Genomic DNA, 10,323 nt, shown 5'->3' on the forward strand with positions numbered 1-10,323 from the left:
CCCGCCGCCGCACCGTCGGCGGCCCCCCTCCACCCCGCCGGCCCGACGACCGGGAGCCCCGCACCCATGAACGACACCGCCACCACCCCGGCCCAGCCCGACCCGAGCGATCCGCTGCACCTCACCGAACTCTTCAAGGGGGGCGGTGAGCCCTGGCTCCCGCTCCTGAAGCCCGTCATCGAGGCGCAGCCGGACGCCGCCCGCTTCATCGGCCAGGGCCGCAGCCCGGAGGTCGTCCCGGTCCGCGAGCTGACCTTCCAGGCCCTCAAGCCCCATCCGCCGCACAAGTGGAAGGTCGTCGTCTTCGGACAGAACCCCTACCCGCGGCCGGAGAGCGCCACCGGCATCGCCATGTTCGACAACACCTTCAACGACTGGAAGGACAGCCAGTTCGGCAGGGTGGTCAGCATCCGCTGCCTCATCAAGGCGGCCGCGATGTGGAAGTACGGCATCGTGAAGAAGACGCCGATCGCCGACGTCCGGGCCCTGCTGAAGGAGCGCGACACCGTCCAGCCGCCGGAGTGGTTCCAGGCGATGCTCACGCAGGGCGTGCTGCTGCTGAACGCCGCGCTCACCGCCAGCGGTGACGGCGCCATGGGCGCGGACCGGCACACCGCCTTCTGGCGGCCGGTCGCCGAACGGATCGTCGAGGAGATCCTCAAGGCCAAGCAGGACGCCGACGAGGAGGACCGCAGCGTCGTCTTCGCCTGGTGGGGTGCGCACGCCCGCAGCCTGAAGAAGGTCGTCCAGCGGCTCCAGGCGAAGTACCCGGACGTCGAGGTCCGCCACATCGACCACGCCAACCCGGCGGCCCAGGGCGACATCTTCTGCGAGGGCGACCACTTCGCCACGGTGAACGACGCCCTCGCGTCGCTGGGCGCCGAGCAGATCGACTGGCTGCCGAGCAAGGGCTGGGACCGGAAGAACGGGGAGACCGCCGCCGGTAGCGCAGACGGCGGCGTCGCGGCACGGATGGGCGCCTTCATCGCCTCGACCATGGAACTGCACCAGCTGTACCTGGAGCGGCTCACCAGCGTCAAGGACGAGGGCCTCGTCCTCCCGGCGATCACCGGCGTGTCCGACACCCCGCTGATGGACTTCCGGGCCGCCGTCGCACCCGTCTCCGAGGTACTGTCCGGCCTGGGCCGGCACATCGACCGATCCCTGGAGTTCGGCAAGCGCCGGGCGGACGAGACCGCCGGCTCCGGGCGGCTGTCCGCCGACGCCATCGCCGCGCTCCACCTCTACACCTGCGAGTCCGCCTTCTACCGTGAGATCAACGCCGTCCTGCGCTCCCCGGACCGGACCAGGGTGGTGCCCTACCTCGCCTACCTGCGGCTGCTGTTCTCGGCGGTCTCGCAACTGCCCGCCCACACCGCGCCGCTGTGGCGCGGCGTCGCGCTGGACCTGCGGGCCCAGTACCCGGTCGGGGGGACCGTGACCTGGTGGGGCGTGTCCTCCTGCACCTCCGAGCTGAGCGTGGCCCGTTCCTTCCTGGGCAGCCGCGGCAAGCGGACGCTGTTCGAGGTGACGCCCGCCCGCGCGGTGGGGATCCGGAGGTTCTCGGCCTTCACCGGCGAGGAGGAGTACATCCTCGCGCCGGGCACCCGGCTGAAGGTGACGGAGGTCAGGAGCGAGCGGGGCGGCCTGTGCACGGTCAGGCTGACCGAGGCGGAGGACGGGCCCCTGGTCTCCTGACGCCGCACGGCGCCACCGCCGGAGGTCCGGCCCGGCCGGGCCGGGGGTTCAGTAGGGCCGGGCCCGCCGTGCGAAGGCCGGGGCCAGCTCGTTCTGCGCGGCGCGGGGGAAGGCCACGGTGGCGGGGTCCCCGTCCGAGACGTACCGGTCCTTGCCCGCGGCGAGCTTGTCCAGCCAGCGCGAGGAGCCGAGCTCGGCGTCTTCGTCCTTCGGCCCCGCCGAGCGGATCCGGGGGATCGCGCCGGGGGTGAAGGACTTCGCGTACGGAGAGACCGACGGGTTGGCCCCCACGAGGTACACCCCGTCATAGCGGTACCCCGTCCCCCGGGCGGCGATCCCGGCCGGTTCGGGCATGGCGCCGAAGGGCAGGGCGAGCGAGGTGACCCGCGTCCCGGGGGCGGCCTTCTCGATCGCCTGCTGGCCGGCCGAGATGGCCCGGGCGGCGCCCGCCTGGTCCAGGGAACGCAGGTTCTCGTGGCGGTCGGTGTGGTTGGCGACCTCGTACCCGTGGTCCTTGAGCCACGTCAGGGCCTTCGCGGCGCCCGTGGCCGAGAAGGCGTCCGCGTTGACGAAGAAGGTCGCCACCGGCTTGAACGCGGGGTACTTCCTCGCCGTCTCCGCCAGGATGGCGACGGCCGTGCCCGGTGCCGGGGCGCCGTCCGCGCCCAGCCGCACCTGGCTGTTGGTGGAGTCGTCGAACGTGAGGACCACCGGGTGCGTGCCGGCCGGGATGTCGATGTGCCCGGTCTGGAAGTCCCGCGCGGTCACCGGCACGTAGTCCTCCCGTGCGAGGCGTTCCAGCTCGGCGCGGAAATCGGCCGGGGTGCGGTCGTAGACGCTCGCCGGCTTCTCGGTCAGCTGGTGGTACATCAGCACCGGTACCCGGCCGAGCTCGTTGGCGCCGACCACCGCCGGGTCCTTCGCCGCGACGGGACTGGCCGCCGCGGGCGGGGCGGCACCGCGGGGTTCCCCGGCTGCCGGTGACGTCCCGGTCGAACAGCCGGTGGCGAGCAGAGCGGCGGCGCCCGCGAGGACGCCGAGCGGGACCAGGGGGTGGCGCATCAGAGGGCCTCTCCACGTGAAGGTGTCCCGCCATACCTACCGGGGACGGTGGCTCGCATACCGCACTGTCCCCTGCTCGGCGTAGCCGCCGCGCCGGACCCCGTCACGGCCGTTCGTGTGAAATGTCGGCGGGACGGGGCGGCCGGCCGGCGGGACGGCAATGAATGGAGACAGCACCCGGCCCGCAATCCGGCCCCGCCCCCCACGCCCACGGCACGAAGGACGTCGAGATGTCCCGCACCCGCATACCCCGCTCCGGCCCCTCCTCCCGCCTGCGCCGCCCGGCCCGCAGGGGCGCCCTCATAGCGACGACCGGAGCGCTCGCGCTGGCCGGCGTGGGCGTCGGCGCCTGGACCTTCCTGGCACCGGGTCCGGACATCGAGGGCGTGAGCGACGGCGCCGTCCTCAGCGGCCGCGCCGCCGCGCAGGTCAGCGCCTACCTCGCGGCCGGCGCGCCGCCCGGGGGCAAGGGCCTGCACGCCACCCTGGACGGCGCCGCGGTCCCCCTCACCGCCGACGGCGCCCGTCTCAAACTGGCCCTCCCGCAACTCAAGGAAGGTCCGCACACCCTGGTCGTGGCGGGCGACAGCAGCCTCCCCTTCGCCTCGCACCGCAAGGTCGTGGGCTTCAGCGTGGACACGACCCCGCCCGAGCTGAAGGTGGCCGCCCCCGAGATCAAGAACGCCTCCGCCCCCGTGACCATCACCGGAAACGCCTCCACGGACGCGGAAGTGAGCGTCAACGGCAAGAAGGTGCCCCTCGACAAGGCCGGTGCCTTCAAGGCCACGGTGCCCAAGGGCACCCCCCTCGTCACGGTCACCGCGGTGGACCGCGCCGGGAACACCACCACCAAGGACGTGTCCGCCCGGGGGCGCCGCCCCATGATCCGTGCCGCGCACATCACGGCCATCGGCTGGGGCGACGACACGCTGCGCGGCGGCGTCCTCGCCCTGGTCCGCAGCGGCAAGCTCAACGCCGTCGAACTGGACGTCAAGGACGAGGACGGCGAGGTCGGCTACGCCTCGCAGGTCCCGCTGGCCCGCCGGATCGGCGCGGCCAAGGGCTACTACGACGCCCGCAAGGCGATCGACGAGATCCACGCCGCCGGCGCCCAGGTCATCGGCCGCATCGTGGCCTTCCGCGACCCGAAGCTCGCCGCGGCCGCCTGGAAGGCCGGCGAGCAGGACCAGCTCGTGCTGACGCCGTCGGGACAGCCCTACGACGGGGGCCACTACGGTGCCCTGTCCTTCACCAACTTCGCCAACCCCGCGGTCCGCAAGTACAACCAGGACCTCGCCGTCGAGGCGGCCCGGCTCGGCTTCGACGACATCCTCTACGACTACGTGCGCCGGCCGGACGGGCCGCTGTCGCAGATGCGCTTCCCCGGCATCGGCACCGCCACGCCCGAGCAGTCCATCGCCTCCTTCGTCGCCGACACCCGGACCGCGCTGCGTCCCCACGCCAAGTACCTCGGCGTCTCGGTCTTCGGGATCGCCGCGACCCGGCCCACCGAGATCGCGCAGGACATCGGGGCCCTGGTCAAGGTCACGGACTACATCGCGCCGATGGTCTACCCGTCCCACTGGGCGCCGGGGGAGTACGGCGTCGCACAGCCCGACACCTCCCCGTACGCCATCGTCCAGCGCTCGCTCGCCGACTTCGCCCGCCTGGCGAAGGGCACCCAGACCGAGATCGTCCCGTGGCTCCAGGACTTCTCGATGGGCAGCTCCTACGGGCCGGCCGAGGTGGCCGCGCAGATCAAGGCCGCCGAAGCCAACAAGATGGAGTCCTTCATCCTCTGGAACGCCGGCGCCCGCTACCAGGGAGCGGCGCTCCAGCAGATCACGGCGCACTGACGGGGCCGCCGCGCCCTTCGGGGCGGCGGCCGGCCGCGCAGGAGGCGGGTCCCCGGAATCCGGGGGCCCGCCCGCGCGCGTCAGGCCCTCAGGATCCGCCCCGACACCGCCAGGGTGATCCGGCGGGGCGTCAGTGCCGCGGCGAGCGCCGAGACGCGGTTGGCCAGGCCCGCGACGATGCTGGGCGGCGTCTTGCCCCTCTCCAGAGCCCGGCGGGTGGCGGTCACGACCTGCTCGGGGGTGGCCATCCGGCCGACGGCCGCGTCACGGCTGCCGACGACGTCGAAGAACTCCGTGCGGACCGGACCCGGTGACACGGCGAGCACCCGCAGGGGGGAGGCGCGGGTCTCGTAGGCGACGGCCTCGGTGAAGCTCAGGACGAAGGCCTTGGTGGCGCCGTAGACCGCCATCGCCGGCGTCGGCTGGTAGGCCGCCGCGCTCGCGACGGTGATCAGCGCGCCGCGGCCGTCGGCCGCGAGGTCCGGCAGGAACGCCCGGGTCAGCTCGGCGACCGCCACCACGTTCAGCTGGATCATCTCGTTGATCTGCACGGCGTCCTGCCGGACGAAGGGGCCGTGGCTGCCGAACCCGGCGTTGTTGACGAGCGTGTGGACCGTGATCCCGCGGGCGTCGAGCTCGGCCCGCAGCGCGGCTGCGGCGCCGGGCAGGGAGAGGTCGGCGGCGACCACGTGCGCCGTGATGCCATGGCGCTTCTCCAGGTCCGCCGCGAGCCCTTCGAGCCGGTCGAGGCGGCGGGCGACGAGCACCAGGTCCGCTCCGCGCGCGGCCCACTGGCGGGCGAACTCGACACCGAGGCCCGCGCTCGCCCCGGTGATCAGCGCCACGGTTCCCTGGTATGTCATTGGCATCGTCGGTTGCTCCGTTTCCGCGTGTCGAATGGAAACGAATGTAGGCGGCGCCACTATTGTAGTCAATGACAACATGAGAGAGGGGGGTCCGCCTTGACCGAGGGGCCCTACCACCACGGCAACCTCAGGGCCGCACTGCTGGAGCGCGCGGAGGCCGTCCTCGCGGAGTCGGGCGCGGACGGCCTGTCCCTGCGCGCCCTGGCGCGCGACCTCGGAGTGAGCCACGCCGCCCCGTCCCGCCACTTCCGTGACCGGCAGGCACTGCTGGACGCCCTCGCCGTCAGCGGCTTCACCCGGCTGAACGAGCGCCTGCGGGCCGCCGCCGAGGCGCCGGGCCCGGTCCCGGCGCGCCTGGCCGGCCTGGGGCGGGCGTACGTGGAGTTCGCCGTCGCCCACGCACCCCTGCTGGACCTGATGTTCAGCGCCAAACACGCCGACGACTCCAGCGCCGAACTGCGTGAGCTCGGCCACCTCAGCCTCGACACCACCGCCGGACTCATCGCCCAGGCGCAGGCGGAGGGCACGGTCCGCGCCGGCGACCCGGCCCGGCTCGCCCAGGTCGCGTTCTCCACCGTGCACGGCCTGGCCACCCTGGCCGTCGGCGCCCTCCTGGACGACACCCCGCTGGCCGAGGCCACCGACCTGGCCATCGACGTGCTGCTGACCGGACTCGGCCGGCCCGGCGGGTGACCCGCGGCCTCAGAGGGAGCCCGCGGACCGGGTGTCCACCAGCAGGACGTGGCGCTCGTCCGGGCTGAGACCGCCCCGGACCCCGTCCGGGACCCGTTCCGCCAGGGCGTGGCGGCGGCAGGGGAGCCGGACCGGGCACCCCCGGCAGACCGCCTTGGCGGCCTCCTCACGCTCCCGTACGGCCGCGGCGTGCTCGCCCGCGCCCGGGGCGAAGACCTCACGGGCGACCGTGCGGCACGGCCCGTCGAGCGGCCCGGCCTGCCGGGGGCGGGGGAGTACGTCCGTACGGGAGATGTCGGCCACGGGCTCTTCCTTCCGGAGGGGGCGGTCCTGCGTGACGGCCCTGTGCGGGCGCGTATCACCCGAACGCGCGCGTTCATGCACCCCGGATCCCGTCCGTCCCCTCCGTCCCGGCCGCCCCGCCGGGAAACCGACGGCCCCAGGAATCACCGGCCCCGGACCGGGGCAGGGTGGGGCCATGGTCCACGTACTCGGCAGCAGGATCCTGCTGCGCCCCACCGACCCCGACCGCTCCCGCGCCTTCTACGGCACCACCCTCGGCCTCGCGATCCACCGCGAGTTCGGCACCGGCCCCGAGCGCGGCACGGTCTACTTCCTCGGCGGCGGTTTCCTCGAACTGTCGGGCCGCGCCGACGCGCCGCCCGCCCCCGGGCTGCGGCTGTGGCTCCAGGTGGAGGACGCCGAGGCCGCCCACCGCGAGCTCCGGGAGCGGGGCGCCGAGGTGCTGCGGCCGCCGCTGCGGGAGCCCTGGGGGCTGATCGAGATGTGGATCGCGGACCCCGACGGCGTGCGCATCGCGATCGTGGAGGTACCGGCCGACCACCCCCTGCGCTTCCGCCCCTGAGCCGCCGGCCCGCCGGCGGCCCGGCGCCCAGCGCGGGGGCCGCCCCGTCCGGCTGCGGCGGGACGCGATAATGGCCCCACCGCGGACCGCCCCGCGGCACGCACCGGGACGGGGGACGAAGGACCGATGACCTTGAGGGAAGGCCTGCGGGTGGAGCTCGCCGTGGACATCGGGCTGGGCGACGCGGTCGAGGGGCCGGCCGGGGAACGCGTCGGCTTCCTGTCCCTGGCGGCGGGCACCGCGGGCACCGTGGAGCGGGTGGACGAGCGGCCACCGGGCCACGCGGTCCTGGAGTACGAGCGGCTGCGGTCGCTCCTCGGCGACTACGGCCACACGATGCCCGCGGAGAGCAGGAAGCGGCTGGAGGAGGAGGTGGCGGCCCTCGAACCCGAGTGGACCGCCTTCCAGGAGGAGAGCCGGGTGACGGCCCGGGTCCGCTTCGACAACGGGTTCGTCCTCGACGGCGCCCGTGAGGACGTCCTCACCACCTCCTGACCCCGGCCGGCGGCTGGCGGACCTCAGGAACCGCCGGTGAACCGGAGCACCGCGATGCCCGCGAGGACGGTGACGCCGGCGGTGATCCGCCGGTGGCCGAGGCGCTCGCGGAACACGACCGCGCCGATCAGGGTGCCGAAGACGATGCTGGTCTCCCGCAGGGCGGCGATCGTCGGGAGGTCGCCGCGGGCCTGCGCCCACACGACGAGCCCGTACGCCAGCAGGGAGAGCAGCCCGCCGACCAGCCCGCGGCCCCACATGGGGCGCAGCGCGGTGAGCAGGGCAGGGCCCCGCACGGTCCAGGCGATGAGCGGCAGGACCAGCCCCTGGCCCAGGAACAGCCAGGCGATGTAGCCGGGCACGCTGCCCGAGACGCGGACGCCGCTGCCGTCGACGAGGGTGTACGAGGCGATCATCACGCCGGTGCCGAGCGCCGCCGCCAGGGCGGGCAGCTGGGCGCGGCCGGGCATCCCGTCGGCGAGGGCGAGGGCGGCCAGCCCGCAGGAGATCACCGCGACGCCGACGGCCTGGCCGGCGGGCAGGGGGTGGCCGAGGAGGGTGGTGGAGACCAGGGTCACCACGAGGGGCGAGGTGCCGCGGGCGGTGGGGTACATCTGGCCGAAGTCGCCGAGCTGGTAGGCGCGCAGGAGCAGCAGCTGGTACGCCGCCTGCAGTGCGGCGGAGGCGGCGATGTACGGCCAGGCCGCCGGTTCGGGCGGCGGGACGAAGCAGACGAGGACCGCTCCGCAGCCGGCGGAGGCGAGGCTGATCAGGGTGAAGCCGGCCAGTTTGTCGCGCAGGCCGTGGGCCAGGGCGTTCCAGACGGCGTGCAGCACCGCGGAGGCGAGGACGACGACGGGCACGGCGGCCGCGCCGGTCAGGGGCGGCAGGTTCGCGGGCACGGGGGCTCCCCACAGCTGTGGAATGAAATTCCTTGCTACGGTACCCACATGGAAATTGATTCCACCGCCGGGGGTGGGCTCGCCGCCCGCATCCGGGCCCGCCTGCCGGAACTGCGCGACACCGAGGCCCGGGTGGCGCAGGTCCTCCTGGACAAGGGCGCGGAACTGCTGCGCCTCAGCGTCAGCGACGTCGCGGCCCTGGCCGGCACCGCGCCCTCCACCGTCGTACGGGCCTGTCAGCGGCTCGGGTTCCGCGGCTACCAGGAACTCAAGATCGCCGCCGCGCGGCAGGCGCCGGCCCCGGAACCCTCGCGGGACCGGGACCCGGCCGCCCGGGCCCTGGCCGACACCGTCCGCGCCGCCCGCGAGGCGCTCGACGGGGTGACCGCGACGGTGACCCCGGACCGGCTGCGCACGGCGGCCGGACTGATCGGCGCGGCCCCCCGGGTGCTGGTGGTCGGCGCGGGCCTGTCCGGCGCGGTCGTCGTGGACACCGCGTACCGGCTGCGCGCGCTGGGCATCGCCGTCGACGCGCCCGCCGACCCCCTGACCGCGCAGCTGGCCGCCTCGCAGCTGTCGGCCGCCGACGCCTGCCTGGCCATCAGCCACACCGGAGCCACGCGCAGCACCGTGGACGCCGCCCGGCGCGCGCGGCGGGCCGGGGCCCGGGTGGTCGTCCTCACGAGCTACGCCCGCTCACCGCTGAGCGAGACCGGCGACTGCGTCCTCGTCGCGGGCGGCCAGGACCTGGTGTTCGGGCTGGAGACCGTCGCGAGCCGGCTGGCCCACCTCACCGTGGTCGACGCCCTCACCCTCACGCTGCTGGAACAGCGCGGCGCCCCGGCCGAAGCGGCCCTGCGGCTGTCGGCCGACGTCACGGTCGACCACTCCTACTAGGGGCACAGCCCGCACCCGCACGGAGTGCGGCCTTCCCGCGGACGCCCTGCCTCCGTGACGGCCCGGTCGGCGCGGTCCGCACCGCGACCCGCACGGCGGGGCCACCGGCCCGCTTCCTTCGCGTCCACCGTGAGGGTGGTGAGGGCCGCGCTCGGCCCGGCCCGGCAGCCTCCCTGCCCGGTATCCGGTGTTCGCCCCGGACATCCCCTTGTGGGCGGGGATGTGACTCCGCCCACCCTCCCTTGACCCGCCAAGGAAGGCATACCTAAGTTCGCCCCATGTCCACGAACCACTTCACGCCCCCGGCCGGCCCGGGCGACGCGGAAACCGTCGGCTTCTCCGTCGACCTCACCTCGCAGGAGATGCTTCGGCGCGCCCAGGTGATGGCCGCGCTCGGCCCCGAATGGGACCCGGTGGAGGTGCTGCGCGGAGAAGAGGCGGCGTACGACCTGCTCTACTCCGGGCTCGACGCGGAGCAGCAGCGCCTGTACGACGACCTGGTGGCGGCCGGTGTGCTGCCCGTGCGCGGGGGCGGCCATGCTGCCGCTTGACCCGCAGGCCGACATCGGCCGCCGGGCGTGGGTGCCCTGCCCGCGCTGTGAGGACTCCAGGGACTGCGGGCCGTGCGGGGAGCGCCGGACCTGCTCCCGGCACTGGCGCTACCTGCTCTCCAACAAGGGCAGCCTCCTGCACCTCCAGTGCCCCGGCTGCACGCACGTCTGGACGCACGAGAGCGGGTTCGGTGCCACGCGCTCCACGTGGAGCCGGGTGGCCGGAGGCCCCGAGGGGCCGTAGCGGCGACTCGGAAAGCTGCGTTCGACGCGCCGGTTTCCTTCGATTCGGCGGCCGGGAGTGGCCCAGGACACGCACCCGAAAGGGTATGAACCGGCACGTACGGTGACATCCGGGCCTCGTGGCGGTGAGGCGGCCCACAGGACCCACGTCACATCCGACCCCGCCTAGTAGCCCCGCCCCACCCCCGCCCACCG

Annotated in this window: 12 protein-coding genes; 8 read left to right on the top strand and 4 right to left on the bottom strand. The window is 74.3% G+C overall.

All coding sequences use genetic code 11. The features are described from left to right. Nucleotides 1–66: 66 nt before the first annotated feature. Complete coding sequence (locus WDV06_RS26905; RefSeq protein WP_395512373.1) at nt 67–1,698, top strand: ADP-ribosyltransferase domain-containing protein; 1,632 nt, start codon at nt 67–69, stop codon at nt 1,696–1,698. Nucleotides 1,699–1,746: 48 nt separating this feature from the next. Here WDV06_RS26905 and WDV06_RS26910 read toward each other — a convergent pair whose 3' ends face one another. Beyond that, nucleotides 1,747–2,760, bottom strand: a complete 1,014-nt coding sequence (locus WDV06_RS26910; RefSeq protein ID WP_395512374.1) for a polysaccharide deacetylase family protein — start codon at nt 2,758–2,760, stop codon at nt 1,747–1,749. A gap of 164 nt (nt 2,761–2,924) precedes the next feature. Between WDV06_RS26910 and WDV06_RS26915 the strand changes: the two genes are divergently transcribed. Continuing rightward, complete coding sequence (locus WDV06_RS26915) at nt 2,925–4,616, top strand: putative glycoside hydrolase (RefSeq protein WP_395512375.1); 1,692 nt, start codon at nt 2,925–2,927, stop codon at nt 4,614–4,616. A gap of 80 nt (nt 4,617–4,696) precedes the next feature. On the opposite strand, the gene WDV06_RS26920 is transcribed toward WDV06_RS26915, so the two are convergent. Beyond that, on the bottom strand, nt 4,697–5,485 hold the full coding sequence (locus WDV06_RS26920) for an SDR family NAD(P)-dependent oxidoreductase (protein WP_395512376.1): 789 nt from the start codon (nt 5,483–5,485) through the stop codon (nt 4,697–4,699). 93 nt (nt 5,486–5,578) lie between these two features. Between WDV06_RS26920 and WDV06_RS26925 the strand changes: the two genes are divergently transcribed. Then, on the top strand, nt 5,579–6,175 hold the full coding sequence (locus WDV06_RS26925) for a TetR/AcrR family transcriptional regulator (RefSeq protein WP_395512377.1): 597 nt from the start codon (nt 5,579–5,581) through the stop codon (nt 6,173–6,175). 9 nt (nt 6,176–6,184) lie between these two features. Here the strand turns inward: WDV06_RS26925 and WDV06_RS26930 are convergent, their stop codons facing one another. Beyond that, nucleotides 6,185–6,478 carry a WhiB family transcriptional regulator gene (locus WDV06_RS26930; RefSeq protein WP_395512378.1) on the bottom strand — a complete coding sequence of 98 codons (294 nt, stop codon included), beginning with the start codon at nt 6,476–6,478 and terminating at the stop codon, nt 6,185–6,187. A 175-nt stretch (nt 6,479–6,653) separates the two neighbouring features. Here WDV06_RS26930 and WDV06_RS26935 point away from each other — a divergent pair, with 175 nt between their 5' ends. Both WDV06_RS26935 and WDV06_RS26940 read left to right on the top strand, forming a co-directional pair. Continuing rightward, complete coding sequence (locus tag WDV06_RS26935; RefSeq protein ID WP_395512379.1) at nt 6,654–7,040, top strand: VOC family protein; 387 nt, start codon at nt 6,654–6,656, stop codon at nt 7,038–7,040. Nucleotides 7,041–7,166: 126 nt separating this feature from the next. Further along, nucleotides 7,167–7,535, top strand: coding sequence for a hypothetical protein (locus WDV06_RS26940; protein ID WP_395512380.1), 369 nt, complete (start codon nt 7,167–7,169; stop codon nt 7,533–7,535). A gap of 23 nt (nt 7,536–7,558) precedes the next feature. On the opposite strand, the gene WDV06_RS26945 is transcribed toward WDV06_RS26940, so the two are convergent. Beyond that, nucleotides 7,559–8,437: an EamA family transporter gene (locus tag WDV06_RS26945; protein ID WP_395512381.1), complete on the bottom strand. Its 879-nt coding sequence runs from the start codon at nt 8,435–8,437 to the stop codon at nt 7,559–7,561. 48 nt (nt 8,438–8,485) lie between these two features. Here WDV06_RS26945 and WDV06_RS26950 point away from each other — a divergent pair, with 48 nt between their 5' ends. The 3 genes from WDV06_RS26950 to WDV06_RS26960 all read left to right on the top strand — a co-directional run bounded on the left by WDV06_RS26950 (nt 8,486) and on the right by WDV06_RS26960 (nt 10,129). Beyond that, nucleotides 8,486–9,334 carry a MurR/RpiR family transcriptional regulator gene (locus WDV06_RS26950; protein WP_395512382.1) on the top strand — a complete coding sequence of 283 codons (849 nt, stop codon included), beginning with the start codon at nt 8,486–8,488 and terminating at the stop codon, nt 9,332–9,334. A 278-nt stretch (nt 9,335–9,612) separates the two neighbouring features. Beyond that, the gene (locus WDV06_RS26955) at nt 9,613–9,885 is read left to right on the top strand and encodes a DUF6400 family protein (protein ID WP_395512383.1); all 273 of its coding nucleotides are present in this window, start codon (nt 9,613–9,615) and stop codon (nt 9,883–9,885) included. Beyond that, on the top strand, nt 9,872–10,129 hold the full coding sequence (locus tag WDV06_RS26960; RefSeq protein WP_395512384.1) for a hypothetical protein: 258 nt from the start codon (nt 9,872–9,874) through the stop codon (nt 10,127–10,129). The genes WDV06_RS26955 and WDV06_RS26960 overlap by 14 nt, the downstream gene beginning before the upstream one ends. Nucleotides 10,130–10,323 lie beyond the last annotated feature (194 nt).

This window comes from Streptomyces racemochromogenes (genome assembly GCF_044129415.1).
In the GTDB taxonomy this organism is placed as follows: Bacteria; Actinomycetota; Actinomycetes; order Streptomycetales; family Streptomycetaceae; genus Streptomyces; species Streptomyces racemochromogenes_A.

Coding starts and splice junctions, on each gene's coding strand:
- WDV06_RS26950 (WP_395512382.1), top strand. CDS start 8,486: ATGGAAATTGATTCCACCGCCGGGGGTGGGCTCGCCGCCCGCATCCGG.
- WDV06_RS26955 (WP_395512383.1), top strand. CDS start 9,613: ATGTCCACGAACCACTTCACGCCCCCGGCCGGCCCGGGCGACGCGGAA.
- WDV06_RS26905 (WP_395512373.1), top strand. CDS start 67: ATGAACGACACCGCCACCACCCCGGCCCAGCCCGACCCGAGCGATCCG.
- WDV06_RS26915 (WP_395512375.1), top strand. CDS start 2,925: ATGGAGACAGCACCCGGCCCGCAATCCGGCCCCGCCCCCCACGCCCAC.
- WDV06_RS26910 (WP_395512374.1), bottom strand. CDS start 2,760: ATGCGCCACCCCCTGGTCCCGCTCGGCGTCCTCGCGGGCGCCGCCGCT.
- WDV06_RS26920 (WP_395512376.1), bottom strand. CDS start 5,485: ATGCCAATGACATACCAGGGAACCGTGGCGCTGATCACCGGGGCGAGC.
- WDV06_RS26940 (WP_395512380.1), top strand. CDS start 7,167: ATGACCTTGAGGGAAGGCCTGCGGGTGGAGCTCGCCGTGGACATCGGG.
- WDV06_RS26935 (WP_395512379.1), top strand. CDS start 6,654: ATGGTCCACGTACTCGGCAGCAGGATCCTGCTGCGCCCCACCGACCCC.
- WDV06_RS26960 (WP_395512384.1), top strand. CDS start 9,872: ATGCTGCCGCTTGACCCGCAGGCCGACATCGGCCGCCGGGCGTGGGTG.